The sequence below is a fragment of the Micromonospora sp. NPDC004336 genome, assembly GCF_053602615.1.
The window spans coordinates 54,294-72,721 of record NZ_JBSGDY010000005.1; the positions used below are offsets into that span (position 1 = coordinate 54,294).

At 71.5% G+C, this 18,428-nt stretch carries 21 protein-coding genes; 7 read left to right on the top strand and 14 right to left on the bottom strand.

Annotation, left to right across the window (positions count from 1 at the left end; translation table 11 throughout):
• Nucleotides 1-64: 64 nt before the first annotated feature.
• The 7 genes from ACWENR_RS02395 to ACWENR_RS02425 form a co-directional block, all read right to left on the bottom strand.
• Nucleotides 65-787: an ABC transporter ATP-binding protein gene (locus ACWENR_RS02395; RefSeq protein ID WP_452275269.1), complete on the bottom strand. Its 723-nt coding sequence runs from the start codon at nt 785-787 to the stop codon at nt 65-67.
• Nucleotides 781-1,146 (bottom strand): peptidase inhibitor family I36 protein, encoded by a 366-nt coding sequence (locus tag ACWENR_RS02400; protein ID WP_452275270.1) that lies wholly within the window; start codon nt 1,144-1,146, stop codon nt 781-783. The genes ACWENR_RS02395 and ACWENR_RS02400 overlap by 7 nt, the downstream gene beginning before the upstream one ends.
• Nucleotides 1,147-1,292: 146 nt before the next feature.
• Complete coding sequence (locus tag ACWENR_RS02405) at nt 1,293-1,421, bottom strand: hypothetical protein (protein ID WP_452275271.1); 129 nt, start codon at nt 1,419-1,421, stop codon at nt 1,293-1,295.
• A 43-nt stretch (nt 1,422-1,464) separates the two neighbouring features.
• On the bottom strand, nt 1,465-1,770 hold the full coding sequence (locus ACWENR_RS02410; RefSeq protein WP_452275272.1) for an STAS domain-containing protein: 306 nt from the start codon (nt 1,768-1,770) through the stop codon (nt 1,465-1,467).
• Nucleotides 1,771-1,848: 78 nt separating this feature from the next.
• Nucleotides 1,849-4,215: a hypothetical protein gene (locus ACWENR_RS02415; protein WP_452275273.1), complete on the bottom strand. Its 2,367-nt coding sequence runs from the start codon at nt 4,213-4,215 to the stop codon at nt 1,849-1,851.
• Complete coding sequence (locus ACWENR_RS02420) at nt 4,212-4,559, bottom strand: helix-turn-helix domain-containing protein (protein ID WP_452275274.1); 348 nt, start codon at nt 4,557-4,559, stop codon at nt 4,212-4,214. The genes ACWENR_RS02415 and ACWENR_RS02420 overlap by 4 nt, the downstream gene beginning before the upstream one ends.
• Complete coding sequence (locus tag ACWENR_RS02425; protein WP_452275275.1) at nt 4,556-5,668, bottom strand: tyrosine-type recombinase/integrase; 1,113 nt, start codon at nt 5,666-5,668, stop codon at nt 4,556-4,558. Before ACWENR_RS02425 ends, ACWENR_RS02420 begins: the two co-directional genes overlap by 4 nt.
• 476 nt (nt 5,669-6,144) lie before the next feature.
• Here ACWENR_RS02425 and ACWENR_RS02430 point away from each other — a divergent pair, with 476 nt between their 5' ends.
• Both ACWENR_RS02430 and ACWENR_RS02435 read left to right on the top strand, forming a co-directional pair.
• Nucleotides 6,145-6,819, top strand: coding sequence for a DUF6882 domain-containing protein (locus ACWENR_RS02430; protein WP_452275276.1), 675 nt, complete (start codon nt 6,145-6,147; stop codon nt 6,817-6,819).
• Between the two features lie 557 nt (nt 6,820-7,376).
• On the top strand, nt 7,377-8,162 hold the full coding sequence (locus tag ACWENR_RS02435; protein ID WP_452275277.1) for a maleylpyruvate isomerase N-terminal domain-containing protein: 786 nt from the start codon (nt 7,377-7,379) through the stop codon (nt 8,160-8,162).
• A 230-nt stretch (nt 8,163-8,392) separates the two neighbouring features.
• On the opposite strand, the gene ACWENR_RS02440 is transcribed toward ACWENR_RS02435, so the two are convergent.
• A complete protein-coding gene (locus tag ACWENR_RS02440; RefSeq protein ID WP_452275278.1) occupies nt 8,393-9,421 on the bottom strand; it encodes a hypothetical protein in 1,029 nt (342 codons plus the stop codon).
• A 476-nt stretch (nt 9,422-9,897) separates the two neighbouring features.
• Here ACWENR_RS02440 and ACWENR_RS02445 point away from each other — a divergent pair, with 476 nt between their 5' ends.
• Complete coding sequence (locus tag ACWENR_RS02445; RefSeq protein WP_452275279.1) at nt 9,898-11,100, top strand: MFS transporter; 1,203 nt, start codon at nt 9,898-9,900, stop codon at nt 11,098-11,100.
• Nucleotides 11,101-11,152: 52 nt separating this feature from the next.
• On the opposite strand, the gene ACWENR_RS02450 is transcribed toward ACWENR_RS02445, so the two are convergent.
• Nucleotides 11,153-12,037 carry an aminoglycoside phosphotransferase family protein gene (locus ACWENR_RS02450; RefSeq protein WP_452275280.1) on the bottom strand — a complete coding sequence of 295 codons (885 nt, stop codon included), beginning with the start codon at nt 12,035-12,037 and terminating at the stop codon, nt 11,153-11,155.
• A gap of 165 nt (nt 12,038-12,202) precedes the next feature.
• Here ACWENR_RS02450 and ACWENR_RS02455 point away from each other — a divergent pair, with 165 nt between their 5' ends.
• Nucleotides 12,203-12,592: an Imm32 family immunity protein gene (locus ACWENR_RS02455; RefSeq protein ID WP_452275281.1), complete on the top strand. Its 390-nt coding sequence runs from the start codon at nt 12,203-12,205 to the stop codon at nt 12,590-12,592.
• 141 nt (nt 12,593-12,733) lie between these two features.
• Here ACWENR_RS02455 and ACWENR_RS02460 read toward each other — a convergent pair whose 3' ends face one another.
• Nucleotides 12,734-13,084, bottom strand: a complete 351-nt coding sequence (locus ACWENR_RS02460) for a hypothetical protein (protein WP_452275282.1) — start codon at nt 13,082-13,084, stop codon at nt 12,734-12,736.
• A 124-nt stretch (nt 13,085-13,208) separates the two neighbouring features.
• A complete protein-coding gene (locus ACWENR_RS02465; RefSeq protein WP_452275283.1) occupies nt 13,209-13,568 on the bottom strand; it encodes an ArsR/SmtB family transcription factor in 360 nt (119 codons plus the stop codon).
• Nucleotides 13,569-13,630: 62 nt separating this feature from the next.
• Here ACWENR_RS02465 and ACWENR_RS02470 point away from each other — a divergent pair, with 62 nt between their 5' ends.
• Nucleotides 13,631-14,824 (top strand): cation diffusion facilitator family transporter, encoded by a 1,194-nt coding sequence (locus ACWENR_RS02470; protein ID WP_452275284.1) that lies wholly within the window; start codon nt 13,631-13,633, stop codon nt 14,822-14,824.
• Nucleotides 14,825-15,046: 222 nt separating this feature from the next.
• Nucleotides 15,047-15,913: an AraC family transcriptional regulator gene (locus tag ACWENR_RS02475; protein WP_452275285.1), complete on the top strand. Its 867-nt coding sequence runs from the start codon at nt 15,047-15,049 to the stop codon at nt 15,911-15,913.
• On the opposite strand, the gene ACWENR_RS02480 is transcribed toward ACWENR_RS02475, so the two are convergent.
• The 3 genes from ACWENR_RS02480 to ACWENR_RS02490 all read right to left on the bottom strand — a co-directional run bounded on the left by ACWENR_RS02480 (nt 15,903) and on the right by ACWENR_RS02490 (nt 18,007).
• Nucleotides 15,903-16,844, bottom strand: a complete 942-nt coding sequence (locus ACWENR_RS02480; protein ID WP_452275286.1) for a nucleotidyltransferase domain-containing protein — start codon at nt 16,842-16,844, stop codon at nt 15,903-15,905. The genes ACWENR_RS02475 and ACWENR_RS02480 overlap by 11 nt on opposite strands.
• Nucleotides 16,837-17,334 carry an NUDIX hydrolase gene (locus ACWENR_RS02485; protein ID WP_452275287.1) on the bottom strand — a complete coding sequence of 166 codons (498 nt, stop codon included), beginning with the start codon at nt 17,332-17,334 and terminating at the stop codon, nt 16,837-16,839. The genes ACWENR_RS02480 and ACWENR_RS02485 overlap by 8 nt, the downstream gene beginning before the upstream one ends.
• Nucleotides 17,335-17,563: 229 nt before the next feature.
• Nucleotides 17,564-18,007 (bottom strand): hypothetical protein, encoded by a 444-nt coding sequence (locus tag ACWENR_RS02490; protein WP_452275288.1) that lies wholly within the window; start codon nt 18,005-18,007, stop codon nt 17,564-17,566.
• A gap of 190 nt (nt 18,008-18,197) precedes the next feature.
• Between ACWENR_RS02490 and ACWENR_RS02495 the strand changes: the two genes are divergently transcribed.
• Nucleotides 18,198-18,401: a hypothetical protein gene (locus ACWENR_RS02495; RefSeq protein WP_452275289.1), complete on the top strand. Its 204-nt coding sequence runs from the start codon at nt 18,198-18,200 to the stop codon at nt 18,399-18,401.
• Nucleotides 18,402-18,428 lie beyond the last annotated feature (27 nt).

The window sequence follows — 18,428 nt, forward strand, 5'->3', positions numbered from 1 at the left end:
CCGTCCCAACGACCTGCTACGCACGAATCTGCGCGCCACCGACGCGACCAGCCGGATCCGCACGTCAGGTTGTCCTCTCCGCCGCCAGATCCCGGCGAACGACACGGCCGTCGACCATCTCGTACACGGTGTCGGCGTACTCGCGGCACATCATGTCGTGGGTGCAGACCACCGCCAGGGTGCCCTGGTCGCACAGCTGCCGCAGCAGCACGAACAACGCCCGCGAGTTGGTGGAGTCCAACGCCCCGGTCGGTTCGTCGGCGAGCAGCACTCGCCGGTCGCCGACCAGCGCCCGGGCGATCCCCACGCGTTGCCGCTGCCCGCCGGACAACTGGGTCGGCAGGCGACCTCCCAGACCTTCCAACCCGACCCTCGCCAACTGCTGGTCGGCCTGTACGAGGGCTTCCCGATAGGGCACACCGGTGACTTCCAGCGGCAGCGCCACGTTCTCCCGCGCCGTGAACTCCTCAATCAGGTTGTGGTCCTGGAAGACCACCCCGACGCTGGTCAGACGCAGCCGCGCCCGCTGGTCCTCGTTGAGCCGACCAACATCGGTCGACTCAACGAGGATCCGGCCGTCATCCGCCTGATCCAGCCCCGCGACGAGGTTCAGCAACGTCGACTTGCCGGACCCGCTGGCGCCGAACACGCAGACGAACTCGCCCGCACGCGCCCGCAGGTCCGCCTCCCGCACGGCCCACACCGTCTCCGAACGGGTCACAAAGCGACGGCTGACACCCTCGACGGCGAGCAGGGTCTCAGCGGCGTCGGCCGGCGAGATCAGCACCCGCGATCGGTCCGCCACGACGACAGTTCGTCACTGTCGAAGACGTTGATGTTGTCGTCCTCGGTCAGCTTCGCCATGTTCCTGCACGCACCTCCACCGTCGTGGTCGTAGTACCAGGCGGCATTCGTGCTCGTCCGGTTCTCCCACGAGTCCATGTGATCGTTCGCGGAGGCGCTCACATTCGCGATACCACCACCGGGACCACGCGAACCCAGGAATCCGACCCAGCTGTTGCCATCGTAGATGCAGACCAGGTTGGATCCGCAGAACGCGGGATTTCCGGCCGACGCGGCGGCCGGGAACGCCAGCCCACCGGCCGCGATCACCGCCCCCGCCAGCAGCACTTTGCTGATACGCACGCGCTCTCCCTCCGTGAGCCTGACAGCCGAACGACCACCAGGCAGCGACATTGCATGTGCAGAACGTAATTTGCCCATTCCAATAGGCCAATGGATCGAACGGTGCTACGCCTTGCGAAAGGTGAACCTCGCGACATGACACATATTCACGCCGCTTGCTCGGCGGGAATTCCACTGAAAACAATTTCGCGGAGGTGATGATGGGCGAAGAGAGGGGTGATGCCGTCGGCATCACCGACCAGAAGCGCAAAAAGGGTGCGGGCGGCGCCGAACACCCGCCCGGGAGGCTCCCTAGACCCGGTGGGCTCGGCCGGCGGACTATCGGCCTGCCGGGTCGAGCAGGTACGACAGCCCGATGAGCTCCAGGATTCGTTGCACCCGCCGGCTGGGCGCGTTGGTGAGCTGGCGACCCGCATCGTGTGCGGCGTTGTAGGCGTAGACGAGCGTGGCAGTCACGGTGGAGTCGATGAAGGTGACCGCTGACATGTCGATGAGCAGGCTGGTGAGGCCGGGCCGCTGAAGCTCGCCGGTGAGCGCGTTGCGTACGTCTGGGTCGACAGGTCGAGTTCCCCGGACAGCGTGATGGTGCTGCTCTCCCCGAGCCGGCCGATGGTGCGCTGCCACAGCGGCGCCTGCATCGGCGCATCGTATCGGCGCACCGGCATCGCTGCGACGCTCCGAGGATCGCGTTCCCGAACAAGATCAGGACGTGGGGGGCTCGGGCTCGGGCCGGCTGTTGAGGTAGGCCGTCCAGTCGGCTCGTGCGTAGTTGCTCCAGGTGGCGGCGGTCTTGCGGGCGAGACCGAAGAGGTCTGCGATGACTGGTCCGGGTAGGTCGGCCGCGAGGGCGATAAGGGCGGTGTTACGGGCGGCGCCGGCCGGGATGCCGTGCTGGCGCAGGCGGGCTCCGAGGCTGGCCGCCGCGATGGGGCGAGTCGGCGGTTTGCCCGGGAAGAGGTAGGTCGCGGGCACCTGGACCGCGGGGTGCAGACCGAACCTGCGTGGTGGTTCCGCGATGAGCTGGTCGACGAGCTGCGCGAGGTTCGGGGGCAGCAGGACCGGCACGGAGTCGATGGTCAGGTAGGTCCCCTGGTCGTCTCGGGTCAGGCGGTCGGTGGTCAACGCGTGGATCTTCGACAGCCGGACGCCGTAGAGCAGGATGAGGCTACCGGCGACTTTCACGTCGATCGGCGTGGAATCGCCGGTGGTGAGGCATCGCCGGAGCAAGTGGAGATGGTGGTCTTCGGCGAGGAACCGCGAGGGAGTGTCGTCGCGCCGGCGGGCGATGACCAGTTCCGGGGTGATCCTTCGGGCGGCGGTCCAGGTGGTGAACGCCCGAACCGCTCGGCGTCGATGGGCCCGACCGTCGGCCATGAACTCGTCCAGGTGAGCTTGGGTGAGGTCATCGATCGCCAGGCCGCGCTGTCGCAGCCAGGACAGCAGCACGAGCGCCTGGCTGATGTCCTCGCGGTCGGCATTGGCCGAGCTGACGGTATATCGGCCTCGGTTCGCGGCGCGGCGGGCCTTGCGCAGGACAACCCACTGGGCGAAGGGGCGAACAAGGCGTTGGTGATCCGCTGGCTGGTCCGCGAGCTGGGCGTCGAGCCATGGTTCGAGCCGGGCCAGCGGCTCCAGCCGCTCGGGCAGGACACCGGTGGCCACGAGCAGTTTGCGAAGGTAGTCGACCGCCGGCGCCTTCCTCGACAGCAGGAGCCGGTCCAGGACGTCGTGGGTGACCGGCGTCCTGGTGGAAGCCAACTCGGCGAGAAGCCGGGCGGAGTCGCTGCGCCGAAGCCATGTGAGCACGTGCCGTGGGATGGCCGCGTTGACCAGCGCGTCGGCGAAGGGAAGCAGCTGTGGATCGATGGAGCCGTCTTCGTCGCCAAGGAGGTCGCTGACTCGGTCGGTGAGTACGCAGCGGGCGCATCGGTGCGCGGCGTAGAGGTCGCCGGCCTCGCCGCACGAGGCGCAGAGATAGTCCAGGCTCGCACGCGTCCCGCCCCGTCCGGTGGCGCGGATCGCGCAGGGCCCGCATGAGCCTGCTCCCCGCTCGTCGCGGCCGACGAGGACCCGGACCTGCTTGCAGGCCGCGCAGGGGCCCGGATTGTTCAGGGCTTCGCTGTAGCAGGTCGAGCACACCGGCCCCATCGGCCAGTACGCCTGGGTGGTGCGGCGACGCTGGCAGACGGCGCACTCGCGCAGCGGTCGAGGACGACAGCCAGGGCAGCGCAACACACCATCCGATCCGCGCTGGCAGTGCCGCCACCGACCACAGGCGCCGCATTCGGAGACCGGCGACTCGTTGCACGCGGCGCAGAGATCCGGGTCGTCGCCAGCGGCGCGGCGTTTGATGGGCCGCGTGCGGCCGCAGCCTCCGCAGCGGCGTTCTGGAGCCCGGTAGCAGCTTCGACAGACCGGCCCCGACTCGGTGATCGCATGCGCGGGAGCGGACTGGCCGCAGGTCACGCAGACGTGGATCGGGCGGGGCGCGCAGGCCTGGCACAGGGGTTCGCCGTCAGCCGTCCGCCGAGTGGGCGGGCGCCGCCGGCCGCAGCCGGCGCACTGCTGCTGACGGGCGGGGTCGGTGCGGTAGCAGGACCGGCAGATCACCCCGTCGTCGCGGCGCGCGCTGCGGTCGCCTGGCCGCCCGCACCGTGCGCAGATGATCTGCTCGGCCTTGAGCATGCACCGCTGGCAGCATCGGCCGGTCCCATCCGGGTGCGGTCGCCCGTGTCGAAGGTCCACCGGTCGCCCGCACCCGGCGCAGCGAGGCAGCGTGACCACGTCCCCGAGGCCGGCGTCGACCAGGGTGTAGATCAGCCGGAGGAGAACCCTCGGCGCGTGCGGGTCCGGCGCGACGAGCGCGTCCGGTCGGGCGGCCAGGTGCTGGTCGAGTTGGCGCATCGGGACGAACGTCCACGCGTTCGCGCGTTCCAGCAACGTCTGCGCCGTCTCGCGGGACAGCTGCGGGCCGGCCGCCGCGAGGACGTGTGCGAGCAGCCGCTCCTGGGCCGTTTCGGTGGGATCGCCGGTGTAGCGGTTGCGGTCGCGTCGCCTGCGTGGGCTCACTCGTGTCTGGGCCGGCGGATCGTGGCCCGCGGCGCCGCCAGCGGCGCCACCTTGCCGCGACCGGTGGCGGCCCTGCCTCCACCGGTCGCGGCCTTGCGAACCGCCTGGCTCACCACCTGAGGCTCGATCAGGTCGTTCGGCGTGCACTCAAGGATGTCGCACAAGGCGACGAGAGTGTCCATCGACAGCCGCTGCGGAGGCTGCGTCACCAGCCGGAACACCTGCTCCCGAGACAACGTGACACCGCGTTCGGCCAGCAGGGGCACCAGGTCCGTGGTGGCGAACATCTCCTTGGCGGCCATCAACTGCCGCAGATGCCACCGGTAACCCATCTTCTTGATCACTGCGTTTCCCACATCTCTCCGAGTCGCTCCCGCATGGCGCGTTGGAGCAACTGGTTGCGGTAGTCGTTGGACACCCCGGTGTAGATGGCGGTGGTGCTGGCGAACTTGTGCCCCACCTGGTCCTGCACGAACTTGACCGGGTAGTCGAACTCGATCAGGTGGGTGACGTACGAATGCCGCAGGCAGTGCGGGTTGAGCGCAGGGTCCAGCCCGGCCGCCTCCCGCGCCGCGACGAACGCCTCGTTGACCGACCGCGTGGCCACCCGCCCCCGGCGTTCCGTCACCCACAGCGCCGGGTGCTTTCCCGGCTCCAGCGCCGGGCGCACCTCGTGCAACCAGTGCTCCACCACCGGCACCACCCAATCCATCTCCGGCACCAGCAGCACCGTTCGCCGCCGCGGCGGCCCTCCCCGCGACGCCTTGCCGAAGCGCACCATGACCATCCCGCACCGGCCGAACTGCCGCGCCTTCGGATTCGACCGCACGTCCACCAGGTCGAGCATCGCCACCTCACGCCGCCGCAGCCCGAAGGCGTACGTCAGCTTCAGCATCGCCGCATCCCGCGACGCGGCCAGCGCACCCTTAACCCCCCGCGACCTGATCTCCTCGACTCGGGCGTCGGCCGCGTCGAACAGCGCCTGCAACTCGTCGTAGGTCAACGGCCGCCGCCCCGGATCGCCCTCGTACTCCTCGACGTGAACCACGGAGTTGTCCTGGTGAAACACCTGCTGCGGCGCCATGCCGAACCGCTCGACGCACACCGAGGCCCAGCCGTACCGGGCATCCAGCAGGTACTCACAGAACATCCGCAGGTCCACCTCGTAGCCGCGGACCGTCGACAACGCCAGCGGCCTGTCGCCACCACGCAGGTGGCAAATGAACGCCTCCCCCTCAGCCGGCGTCCACTGCCACGGATACAGCCCCGAGAACTCCGCCAGCCGCCGCACCAACCGCAGCCGTTGCGCCACCGTCGCCTCGGCCAGAAAACGGCTGCGCTGCTGAGCCGCCCAACCCCGCAACATCTCCTCGAACACCACCGGCGCCGGATCCAGATGCACGACATTGGGCGCCAGCACGAGGCTCGCTGAGCCAGGGTCATCACGCCGCATCTCGACGTTGTATCAGATGCATCAATCTTGCAGCTACTGTAGGCGCGCAGGACACGCCGGGGGTAGCAGCATCGCAAGGCTCACCGCAGACCAGCCTGACCTGCGATTTTTCTCGAAACACCACCCGGCGCTATGTTGCATCTAATGCAATTCCGCACAAAATTCGGGGTGGTAGGTCGTCGACGAGCACCGTCGGCAGGTCCATCTGTGATGGCCAGGGTGTGTGTCAGGCGGCGGGCACGGACACGGCGTCCAGCCAACGAGCACCTCTCCGGCGACCAACGGGTGCCGCTCGGCGCCAGAGCAGTGCGTCGGGGTGGGCGCGACGAACTGCCGCTGTCCGACCTGCTCATCCGCACTTCGTGGGCCAGCGCACGGCCTCACAACCGCAGGTCATCCGAAGAGCTTGCGTGGGGTGTGGCTCCGCACCGCATGCGTCGGCACGTGGGTATTCCGCGGTCTGGCACACTGCGGCGATGCTGACGTTTGATCGACTCTTCGCCGAGCATGTCGCCACCGGGCTAGCCCGCCAACTGGCGCTGAGCGACCTGATCGGCGAACGTGGCTGGCAACTCGACGTGTCCAGCGGCACCGTGACGTTTGGTGACGACCTGCGGTATCACGTCCAGCTCCTCGGCACGGAGAGCCACGACGACGGCAGCTGGCTGTGGGCATGGGCCAATGAGGCGAGCAACCTCCCACCGGCGCTGCTACGACTGTCCGGCTGGCTCCGCGAGTACGGTCACCGCCACGGAGTTGCCGAGCTCACCGAGCCCACGTTCCCGCTTCAGCGTGCCGACGGGCACCGCCTCGCCCTGCTGGCCTCCGGCCTGACCGGCCGGTGTTACTACCGTGGCCCGTACGCCGGCGGTGCGGTCTTCTTTCACCTTGACGACGCCCCGCCGCAGATCACCGCGCCGGTCCGGCCGGAGCGCGCGCTGAGCGTCCTGGGCCAGGTCATTCAGGGCTTCCCGGTGGACCACCGCATCGCCGTGGAGTCGTTCCTGCACCAGCAGTCGTGGCGCCTGGAACCGGCGCCCGAGTCGGTGACCGCGCATCGCGGCGACGGCTCCACCCTGCGCGTCGACTTCGACGCCCTGGGCCGCGTCAGCAAGATGTCCGGCACGGTCAGCCGTAGCCCACTGCAGTGACTCGCCCTCACCGCATGGCGAGGGGGGCGTGGGCGTCGGTCGGTAGGAGTCCTGCTGCGGTGAGACGCCGGGTGTAGGCGGCTGCCAACTCGGTGCTGGTGTCGTGCTCGCCAAGCGCGGTGAGGATGCTGATGGCCTGCTGATGCAGGGTCTGGTTGTTAGGGGTCGACGCGGATGCCGGCCTGGAGGAGGTCGAGGGCGCGGGGATCGGGTTCTGCGGCGGCCAGAGCGGCATCGCAGTGTGGGCAGGTTGGCACCGGGCCGTCGGTCCGTGGCCGGATCCGCCGGTGCGTGCCGCAGGTCCGGTCACCCGCCCGCAGCGCCGGCGCCAGTCGGCCCCGGTCCACGCTCACCCCTCAGACGCTACGCAGGCATCAGCGTGGAGGGTGACCGTGTGGCCCCAACCTGGTCGACGGGCCTCCGCCGCTCGGACCCGGCGGAGCGCATCACCGCGATTGCCCGGGCGCCCTACCGGGCGAAGGCCGCGGTGCCCGGCTCGGCGCGACCGGTTGCGAAATGCGCTGTCCGGTCGTCGGAGCACAGTGGTAGAAAGCCGAGTGCATCGAATCCTCACGTTCTCTGATCATCTGCGGCTGATCAACGAACGGTCGACCGCCTTCCGCGCCGCGGTCGCCGCGGCGCCCCGCCTCGACACACAGGTTCCGACCCATCCCGAGCGGACGCTCTTCGAGCTTGTGCAACACGCGGGCATGGCCCGCCGCAAATCAGCCGCCATCGTCGCCGCAGGGCCGGCAGACGCGCCCCCGGAGAAGTCGGCTTGGGACGACGGCATGGGTGCGCCTCGGGAACGCGAGGCACTGCTGGCCTGGTGGACCGAGTCCATCGAGCAACTGACGAGCGCGCTGCGTGAGGCCGGCCCGGATCGCAGTTGTTGGACGTGGTGGGATGACTCGCCGTCACCGCAAACCTCTGGTGCCTGGGCGCGGCGACAGGTCCCCGAGATCGCGGTGTACACCTACGACGCCCAACTCACCCTGGGCGCCCCGCAGCCGCTACCGGAGGAGGTCGCCCTCGACGGTTTCGACGACTGCCAGTTCACCCTCTGCGCAACCACGGTCGCCTGGCCACACGACCCCGCCATCGTCGACTACCACGACACCCAGGGCCACTCCTGGCGCCTCCGGCTCTCCCACGACGGGGCACAGGTCGCCCGCTTCACGCCCGCTGCCGGCGAGGATCCCGAAACGGCCGATGCCTCCGCCCGGGGCACGGCAAGCGACCTGGTCCTGTTCTTCTACGGCCGCATACCGCTGGATTCGCTGAGGTTCGAAGGCGACCGTCGTGTCTTCGATCAGCTCGCCGCCTGGGACCCGTCCGTGTGACAACCGACGACATGCGAGCTTCGCACCTGCGACGCCAGACGCCCTGGAAACGTCCTGGCGCCCTGGAGACGCCCGGTCAGTTGACCTGCCTCGGGCCGGGCCGGCTGCGCCGCCGTGGGGGCCTTTCCGGGGCTGGCGTTGAGGGCACTGACGAGCGATGAACGCGAGCGTCTCCGTGGGCACGCGCGGACGAGGCCCGCCAGTCCCCGCTGGGGCCGCGCCGCGTCGGGTCAGTCCTGGTCGGCCAGCTGCCACAGGTGGATGGTGGTCTGGTCCTTGGAGACCGTGTACCAGGTGCCCTGTCCTGCCGATCGGGGAGATCCCGAGACAGGAACGGGGTAGGTGATCCGGCCGCGTAGGGCCATCGTGCGTGGGTCGACAAGCCAGTGGCGGGGGACCTGCGCGTGGTACTCGGTGCCGACCACGGCGTTGTCGTCGTACGGGAACGCCGCCTCGTAGTCCCAGCAAACGCGGTCGTTGTCCTCGTTCGAGAGAGGCGGCACGGCTTCCTCGGCGTTCAGACGCCGCAGCTCCGTGCCGTCCTCGGCCCGGTGCAGGTAGAGGGACCACTGCCCGGGATCCGTGGTCAGGAAGTGCTCCCCGGACGGGTCCACGGCGAGGAGGACCTCGTCGTCGAACCGCTGGAAGGTGAGCTTCGCGCCATCGAAGTGTCCCCACAACACGGGCGAGTCCTCTTCGCCCGCGAGGACGGTCAGCCCCATGTACGCCGGGTTCGGATGAGGAAAATGGATGGAGCCCGAGCCTACGGTCATCGTCTCGGCCCGGGTCAGCACCGTGCCGTCGGCGGGGTCGAGGATCAGCCATTCCTCCTCGACGTCGCGCCCCGCCCGATTTCGGACGTGGGCCCACAGGAGCTTGCCGTCGGAGGAGAAGGACACCGAGCCGCTGTCCGCGTGGCCGTGGTGGTAGTCGTCGGCGTACTCGGAGAACGAGGCATGGGCCTCGGTGCACACGGCGGCGGACCAGCATCCGTGCCGGATCTCCCACCGTACGGCGCCGGCCGAATCCACGGCTCGTAACGCATGGACGCCGGCGAACACGGCGAGGTCACCCGCGGGAGAGATTGTCACCGAGCCGTACCGGTGCGGCCAGGGCGCGGGGAAGCGGACCCCTGCCCCCTCCCCGTCCAGGTCGCGGACGGCCAGCTCGGTGTCCCCACGCTGCACCAGCAGCCTGCGTCCGGGCCAGTGCAGCACCCGCGGGGCGTCCGCCGACGCGGGGTCGAGCGGAGCGGCCACGGTAGCGACAAGACGAGCAAAGGTCACGGAATCCTCCGGCGCGCGCGGGACGCGAAACAGGGAACCTGGAAGCGTCCACCATCTTCTCCGGGACCACCACATTCGGCTCTCGGTGGGGGTGGGCCGATGACCGCTCCGCCCCTGCCCGGCCTCGCGGTCGGCCGCCCCGACTCCGGCTGCTCCTCGCCCGGGGTCGGCGCTTCCTCGCTCGGTCGACGTGCTCAAGGAGATCGCGGCCGAGTACGGCGGCTGCCTCCGCCATGCGGTCGCTGCGCTTCGTGGGCGCCTGCCGGGCGATCTCGACCTGGACCGATCTGCGTTTCGGTGTGGGGTGGGGACTTCCGTTGTCCGCGTGTCGACCTGTACGGGCACGCTGAAGGGTGCCGGGAGATATGTGACGTTCCGACGGGCGCGGCCGTGCCACGCTCAGGCCCTCGCTGGCCCCCCGCCTTGATTCCGCGCCTTAGCGTGGCGAGGTGGCAGCACCCCGAATGGCGCCGCCGTCGGAGATGAGCCGTCGGCTGACGTTCCTGTTCGCGTTGGCGGCGGGTGTGGCCATCGGCAACCTGTACTGGGCGCAGCCGCTACTCGGCTTCATCGCAGGCGATCTGCGCGCCGCGACCGCGACGACCGGCTGGCTCGTCACCGCGACGCAGGTCGGGTACGCCGTCGGCGTGCTGCTGCTCGTGCCGCTCGGTGACGTCCTGGACCGCCGCCGGTTCGTCCCGGTGATGCTGCTGACCTCGGCCGGCGCACTGCTCCTGTGCGCGCTGGCGCCGTCGATCGGCGTACTCCTGCTCGCACTGGGCGTGCTCGGCGTAACGACGATTTCCGGGCAGGTCCTCACACCGCTCGCTGGGGATCTGGCCGGCAACGCCCACCGCGGTCGCATCGTCGGCGCCGTCGGGTCCGGGACCCTCATCGGTATCTTGGCCTCCCGCACGATCAGCGGGTTCGTCGCCGGCGCCGCCGGATGGCGTACGATCTTCGCCCTCGCCGCGGTCGTAGCCGTTCTGCTCGCGCTTCTGCTCTACCGCGCGATTCCGCCACTGGCACCGCGGACGCGCATGCCGTACCCGCAGCTCATCGCCTCGGTCGGCGCGGTGGTCGTGCGCGAGCGGACGGCCCGGTGGACGCTGGTACTGGCCGCCACAGGGTTCGCCACGTTCTCGCTGTTCTGGACGGCGCTGACGTTCCTGCTCAGCGGCCCACCGTTCCGGTACCCGGTAGCGGTGATCGGGTTGTTCGGGTTGGCCGGCCTCGCGGGTGTCCTTTCCGGCCTGTACGGCGGCCGTCTACACGACCGCGGTTGGTCGCTTCCGGCCACTGGCACGGCCTGGGTAATGGCCCTCGGCGCCTTCGTCGTCGCGGCGTTCGCCGGCCGCTCCGTCGCACTTGTCATCATCGCGATCGTCATGATCGATGTCGCCCTCCAGACGCAGGCCCTCCTCAACCGGGCGCGGCTGTTCGCCCTCTCCCACGAGGCCCGCAGCCGGCTCAACACGGCGCTGGCCACCGGCAACTTCATCGGCGCTGCTGTCGGCTCCGCCGCCGCGACCACGCTCTGGTCCGCAGGCGGCTGGACGGCGGTCACGATCACGGGAACGGCGCTCTGCTGCTTTGCGCTCACGGTGTGGGCGTTGGGACGTCGGGGCCCACTCGTGGTCACTCCGCCGTGACGGACCGCAGCGAAGGGCGTTGTACGACGGACGGTCGCGTGGGCACCGCAGGTCAGTCGTGGCGGTGACGCACGATGTAGTCGATGTGGCGGATCGTGTCCGCGCGGTCGTCCTCGCTGATCGAGTCCCACAGGTCAGCCAGCCAGTAGAGCGAGACCGACAGCATCCAGGCCCACCCGCGCACCCAGGTCGCCTCGTCGAACCCGAGCGCCTCCCGGTAGGCGGCCCGTGCGCGAGCATCGAACAGGCTCCAGCCCGGCCGCACCTCGACCGCCGGATCACCGCGGCCGAGACCGCCGAAGTCGATCACCCCGGCGAGCCTGCGCCGGTCCACCAGGAGGTTGCCCGCCAGGAGGTCGCCGTGCAGCCACACCGGCGGCCCGGGCCACTCGCCCACCGTCATCGCCTCGTCCCACGCCGCGGTCACCGCCCGCCCGTCGATCCGGTCGCCCAGCGCCGCGATCGACCGGCGGGTCAGTTCGTCCCGCTGAACCAGTGGTACGCCGCGCTGGATCCCCTCCTTGACCGGCCCGCCCATCGGGTCGATCGCGATCATCGCGCGCACGAAGCCGGCGAGGTCGACGGCGAGGTCGACGAGGTCCTGCCCGGCTTCCGGGTTGCGTCCGTCAAGCCACGGGACGACCGTCCACGGCCACGGATAGTCCCCGCCCGGCCGACCGACCCCGACCGGCACCGGCACCGGCACCGGCAGGTGCGGCGCCAGCCGCGGCAGCCAGGTCGCGTCGGTCGCCACCTGGTCGACCGCCCACTGCGCCCGCGGCAGCCGTACCGTCAGCGAATCACCCAGCCGGAACAGCGCGTTGTCGGTGCCGTTCAACGGCTGCGGGACGAGCGGCAGGTCCGACCATTCGGGGAACTGCTCGTCGATCAGGGCGCGTACCTGCTCGACAGTGACGACGATCTCTCCAGGGCGCATCGGCGCGAACGTAGAGGCGGCTCGATCATCCTGTCAATCGGAATCGGGCCCCGCCGCACCGTGCGCGGATCGATTGCGCCGCCGTCGGCTCGACGAGGCGCCGGGACCAGCACCCCTTCCTGGTACGCGGCGCAGCCGACGACAGCGGTGAAGGACGATGTGTCGATGGACGATCACCGACGCTGCCGTCTCTCCGTCAGCGACGACGAGCTGGAGCTTGCCGGTCCGCCCGCTGCGCTCCGCGCACTCAGCCGGCTGCTCCGTCAGCATGGTGAGCCCTTTGAGGTGGCGGTCACCGACGGGGTCGTCGGTCAAGAGGTGACCGCAGGTCCGCTGCTCGTCAGCCTGGAGGGCGGAACCACGTTGCGCTTCTCGGGCGGGCGTGAGTATCTCGACATCATCTGGGACGCGCTCGACGGTCTGGTGGAGCAAGCCGAGACCGCCGATGACCGGGCGGTCCACCGGCATCTGCACATCGAGCACTCTCCTGGTGACGAATACCGGTCACCGGACTCGGTCCCACTGATCATCGTGGCCGACTGGCCGGAAGGGTAGACGCACGATCGCCGCACAGATCGTCGTAGGAACGCACCCGACCGCGGGGGTGGAGTGAATGAGACCGCGCCGTCCCGACGCGGCTGGACGGTGCCGGCTCACGGACGACCCGCCCGAGCGGGCGCATGACGCGACACGCCTCTAGGGCCAGGGCTCCCAGGGCAGCGCGTCCCGCCAGCCCTGGCGGCCCGCAGCCCAGTCCGCGACGATCTTCGCCACCGGCTCGACCCCGATCACGTCCGGTTGGGCCGGTACGTGGGCCTGGAAGTGCCTGTCCTCGCCACCCTCGCGGTACTCCACCTGGTGGCTCATGTCGTCGTTGAGATAGACCTGCATGTAGTGCTGCCCTGCGGGTTCCAGGTCGAGTCGCTCGACGATCAGGAAGCGCCACGTCAGGTTCATGTCCGCCAGGGCGTCGTGCAGGGTCGTCTCGGACGGGTCGTCCCAGACCTGCCCGCTCGCCTCTCGCGCTCTCACCAGAGGTCCGGTCACGGGCGCGACCCTACCGGTACGCCGATCGGTCGGGCGCGACCCTACCGCCATGCCGATCGGTCGAGCGCGACCCTACCGCCACGCCGATCGGCCGTCGGCGACCACGCGGTCGGTGGGTCCGCGCTCAGTCGTGTGCGGGCGCCCCCGTCACCCGGTGGGAGGCGGCGTGCAGCGCCTCGGCCACCAGCCGGCGCACGTGTCCGTCCCGGGCGCGGTACAGGGCGCGGCGACCGTCCCGCCGCACGCTGACCAGTCCCGCCAGCCGCAGCTTGCCCAGGTGCTGCGACACCGCCGGCCGGGCCGCGCCCAGCGCCGCGACCAGCGCGGACACGTCGTGCTCCCCGTCGCTGAGGAGCCACATCAGGCGCAGCCGCGTGCTGTCGGCCAGCATCCGCAGCATCTCGGTCGCGGCGGCCACCTCTGCTTCGCCAGGCAGTCGTTGTTGCAGGTCACCGGCACCTGCAACGTTGTCGCGTGCGTACATGAGCACATATTATCGCCGGCAAGGGGCGCGCGGAGCCGCCGCGTGGGAAGACCGGGGGAGCCGTGTACGACCACGAGCACGACCACCACGACCACGACCGCCAGCACGGCCACGACAGGCAATGCCGCGACCGCCGGCACGGCTACGAGCACGGCCATGACAGGCACCAGCACGGCCACGACAAACACGAGCACGGCCACCACCACGAGCACGAGCACGGCCACGACGAGCACGAGCGCGGTCGGCACGCCGGTGGCCGGCTCGGCGCCTGGGGGCACCGGTTGCGGCACGCCGTCGTACCGCACTCGCACGACTCCCGGGCGAAGACCGATCCCGCCCTGGAGTCCTCCCGCGCGGGGCTGCGAGCGTTGTGGATCTCGCTGGTCGGCCTCGGCGTCACGGCCGCCGTCCAGGCGGTCATCGTCCTGCTCTCCGGCTCGGTCGCCCTGCTCGGCGACACCCTGCACAACGTGGCCGACGCGCTGACCGCCGTGCCCCTCGGGATCGCGTTCCTGCTCGGCCGTCGGGCGGCGACCCGCGCGTACACCTACGGCTACGGGCGGGCCGAAGACCTCGCCGGCATCGTCATCGTCGTGGTCATCGCCGCCTCGGCCGGCGCTGCCGCCTGGACGGCGCTCACCCGCCTGCTGTCTCCCGCCGGGATCACCCACGTGCCCTGGGTCGCCGCGGCCGGCGTCGTCGGGTTCGCCGGCAACGAAATCGCCGCCCGGTACCGGATCCGCGTCGGCCGGCGCATCGGCTCGGCCGCCCTGGTCGCGGACGGCCTGCACGCCCGTGCCGACGGCTACACCTCACTGGCGGTCGTCGCCGCGGCCGGCGGTGCCGCGCTCGGTTGGCGCTGGGCCGATCCCGTGGTGGGCCTGGCCATCGCGGTCGCCATCGCCTTCGTGCTCAAGGACGCCGCGCGGGAGGTCTACCGACGCCTGATGGACGCCGTCGACCCGGCCGTCGTCGACCAGGCGGAGGCGACGCTGCGCGCCGTGGAGGGCGTACGGGACGTGGCCGCCGTCCGGATGCGCTGGATCGGCCACCGCCTGCACGCCGAGGCAGACCTCATCCTGGACGCGCACCTGAGCCTCGTGGCGGCGCACGAGATCGCCGCCGACGCCGAGCACCGGCTGACCCACGCCGTGCCCAGGCTGGCCAGCGCGACCGTCCACACCGATCCCGACAGCCACCCCGGCGGCCACCACCACGTGGATCTCTCGCACCGCCGACGGCAACCGGCACCTTGACGCGGGTACGGCGACGCGCCCCCGGCGCCCCCCGCCGCCAATCGGGGCAGCCGCCGCCGGAGCCCGGGGGCGGTCCGGTCGCCGGGGGCCGGCACGCCCGTACGGCATCGAGGCGCGCGACGGACGGGCGGCGGCCGGAGCCGACCGATCCGGGCACGGCTTGTCGGGTCCGGCACCCCCGCACGCGCCTAGCGTTGCTGCTCGAAAGGGAAGGAGAAACGGGTGCTGGAGCGGCTCAACCAGGCCATGGAGCACATCGAGCGGCACCTCGACCAGCCGATCGAGGTGGCCGAGCTGGCGCGGATCGCGGTGACGTCGGAGTACCACCTCCGGCGGATCTTCTCCGCGCTGGCGGGCGTCGGTCTGTCCGAGTACATCCGCCGCCGGCGGCTCACCGTCGCGGGCGCCGAGGTGCTCGCGGGGGAGCGGACGCTGCTCGACGTCGCGGTGCGCTACGGCTACGGCTCCACCGAGGCGTTCGCCCGGGCGTTCCACGCCATGCACGGCGTGGGGCCCGGCGAGGCCCGGCGTATGGGGGCGGCGCTGCGTTCCCAGCCCCGGATGTCCTTCCGACTCGTCGTCGAAGGGAGCAGCAGCATGCGATACCGAATCGTGCAGAAGGAGGAGTTCCGACTGGTCGGCCGCAGGGCTCGGGTACCGCTCGTGCACGAGGGGATGAACCCGGCGATCGTGGCCTTCATCAGGAGCCTCGAGCCGGAGACGGTACGCCGGATCGAGGCGCTGTCCGACCAGGAGCCGGCCGGCATCGTCAACGTCAGCGACAAGGTGGCCGACGACCGCGCGGAGGGCACCGAGCTGGACTACTGGCACGGCGTGGTGACCGGCGCCGACGCGCCGGAGGACCTCGACGCGCTCGCCGTGCCGGCGGGCACCTGGGCGGTCTTCGAGACCTCCGGGCCGTTCCCCCAGGCGGTGCAGTACCTGTGGCGGGACGTGTTCACCCAGTGGTTCCCGTCCAACCCGTACCGCAGCCGGCCGGGGCCGGAGATCTCCCGTACCCGGCTCTCGGCGGACGGCGCCGAGGCGGAGGCCGAGCTGTGGATCCCGGTGGAGCCGGTCAGCCGCTGATCTCGGCGAGGACGCGGCGCTGGAAGGCGCGGGCCTCCGGTCCGCCCGGCGGAGGCCCGCCCTCCCGCGCCGCGATCGACCGCTCGATGAGGTCGGCGTCCCCGCCGGTGGCCGCAGTCGCGGCCCGGTCGGGGTCGGCGTCGACCGGCCGGCCGGCAACGACACCGGACGGGCCGGCGTCGGCAGCGAGGGACGGGCCGGCAGCGGCAGCGACGGACGGGCCGGCGTCGGCAGCGACGGACGGGCCGGCAGCGGCGCCGATCGGCCGGCCGTCGGCGATAAGCCGGCGGCCGGCGTCGGCCTTCGACAGCCAGGTCCCGTGACGGACCTTCACCAGGGACCGGCAGGCGCCGAGCACCGCGTCCTCGGCGCCGGGGGCGGGACCGTCGCCGGGCGGCGTCGGCAGGGCCAGCCACCAGCGCAGCGCGTCGGTCAGCAGGCGACGCAGGTCGGCGGGGGAGAGGTCGGCGAAGGTGTCGGCGGCCGGCGGCCCGAGCAGGGCGTGCCCGCACTGGTGCAGGATGCTGCGGTCCAGCCCGTACCAGAACAGGCCGTCCTCGGCCGGCCGCTCGGCGGCGGCCCAGGTGGCCCGGAACGCCATCCGCGCGCCGGTGTTCAGCTCGACCTCGAATCCGGGTTCCGGCGTGCCGGAGCGGGCGACCGCCCGGCGGTAGACGACCAGCTCCAGCCCGCGCGCCGGGCAGGGCAGCGCCTCGTGTCGCAGCCGCGCCACCAGCTCCCGCTTGCGCGCCGGGTCGAGGGCGTCCGCGCAGACCAGCGCCACGTCGACGTCGCTGCGCCCCGGCTGGTACGCGCCCAGCCCCACCGAGCCGGCCGCGTACGCCCCGACGAGGTCGTCGCCGAGGACGTCGCGGGCGGCGGCGAGCAGGTCGGCGAGGTAGCGGCGCAGGGCGGGGTCGAGGTCAGTCACCGGACTCCGTCCAGACCGTGCCGGCGGGCAGGAACCAGGCGGTCGCCTCCGCGCCGAGGGCGTGCGCGATGACCAGTCGGGCGTGCCGGTCCAGCGCCGGCAGGCGGTCGGGCGGGAACCACTCCACGGCCACCGACTCGTCGTCGTTGACCCGCGCGGTGCCGCCCAGCAGCCGACACTCGAAGCCCAGGTTCAGGTATTCGCAGCGGTCGCCGTTGGGGTAGGTGTGCGGGTGGGTGAGGACGCTGCTCAGCCGGACCGGCTCCACGTGCAGGCCGGTCTCCTCCCGCACCTCGCGGACCACCGCCGTGGCCGGCTGCTCGCCCGGCTCGACGACGCCGCTGGCGACGGACCAGCGGCCGTCGTCGGCGCGCCGGCCCAGCAGCAGCTCCCCGGCGTCGTTGCGAACCACCGCGCTCACGCTCGGCAGCCAGAGCAGGTCGTGGCCGACGTGTTCGCGGATCCGCAGGATGTAGTCCGATGCGCCCACCCGGCGACCCTAACCCGCCCCCCGGCCGGCGGCCCGGCCGAGACGGCCCCGGCGGAGACAGCGGCCCGGCGGAGACAGCGGCCCGGCGGAGACAGCGGCCCGGCGGAGACGGCGGCCCGGCGGAGACTGCCCCGGCCGAGACGGCGGCCCGGCGGAGACGGCCCCCGGCCGAGGCGGCGATCCGCGCCTTGTGACCGACGGTGGAGCGGGGCGGCCCGTGCCGGCCGGGTCAGTCGGGGCAGGGCAGCCGTTCCAGGGCGGCCGGGCCGGCGTCGGTGTGCACGACCTGCGCGAAGCAGGCCGTCGAGTCGGCCCGCTGCCAGCCGAAGACCGACGACGCCGTCTTGGCCACCCGCACCCGGAACACCAGCCGGACGGCCGGTCCGGCTTCCGGCCCGTCGCTGCGCACCGCCAGCACCTCGACCCCGTCCACCCCGCCGGCGGCCTGCCGTAGCGTCGACTCCCCGACGGCGGGGGCGGCGAGCAGCCGTGAGCGGGCGAGCTGCGCGGTCGCGGCCACCTCCCACTCGGCCCGCTGCTCCAGTCGCTGCTGCGACCGGTCCCGCAGCAGCGGCAGTCCGGCGGCCACCCCGACGGCAGCCAGGACGCCCGCCACCACCGCCGCGACGAGCCCGCGCCGCGACCACACCGATGTTCTTCCCCCGCGTCGCACGGGCCGATTGTGCGTCACCGGCGCGCCCCGCGGCTGCCCCGTCGGGCCGACGCCGTGCGGCAGCCAGACCCCGATCGCCCTGTTTTCGCAGTTCCAGCCCCTGCGGCCGGCAGCACGTCTACTGTGGAGATCATCGGCGACTTGTGGTGTTCCGGTGGCAGCCGGGTGGTTCGCGGTGCACAGTGATCCCATGAGCGACAGCGGAAGCGGTGGGCGCTACTACTGGTGCACCCGACACCACCGGGTCGAGACCGATGCCGACGTGTGCCCCGCCAGGCACGTTCTCGGGCCGTACGCCTCGGCCGCCGACGCGGAGAACGCTCTGCAGACGGTGCGGGAGCGCAACGAGGCGTGGGACGCCGAGGACGCCCGCTGGGCCGGGGAGGACAGATAGGCGGCGCGGGACGGTCCGCGTCGAGAT

What these genes read in the sequence shown, in the direction of transcription:
- ACWENR_RS02430 (WP_452275276.1), top strand. Translation starts at nt 6,145, where the DNA reads ATGCTGACGTTTGATCGACTCTTCGCCGAGCATGTCGCCACCGGGCTA.
- ACWENR_RS02425 (WP_452275275.1), bottom strand. Translation starts at nt 5,668, where the DNA reads ATGCGGCGTGATGACCCTGGCTCAGCGAGCCTCGTGCTGGCGCCCAAT.
- ACWENR_RS02450 (WP_452275280.1), bottom strand. Translation starts at nt 12,037, where the DNA reads ATGCGCCCTGGAGAGATCGTCGTCACTGTCGAGCAGGTACGCGCCCTG.
- ACWENR_RS02465 (WP_452275283.1), bottom strand. Translation starts at nt 13,568, where the DNA reads ATGTACGCACGCGACAACGTTGCAGGTGCCGGTGACCTGCAACAACGA.
- ACWENR_RS02495 (WP_452275289.1), top strand. Translation starts at nt 18,198, where the DNA reads ATGAGCGACAGCGGAAGCGGTGGGCGCTACTACTGGTGCACCCGACAC.
- ACWENR_RS02455 (WP_452275281.1), top strand. Translation starts at nt 12,203, where the DNA reads ATGGACGATCACCGACGCTGCCGTCTCTCCGTCAGCGACGACGAGCTG.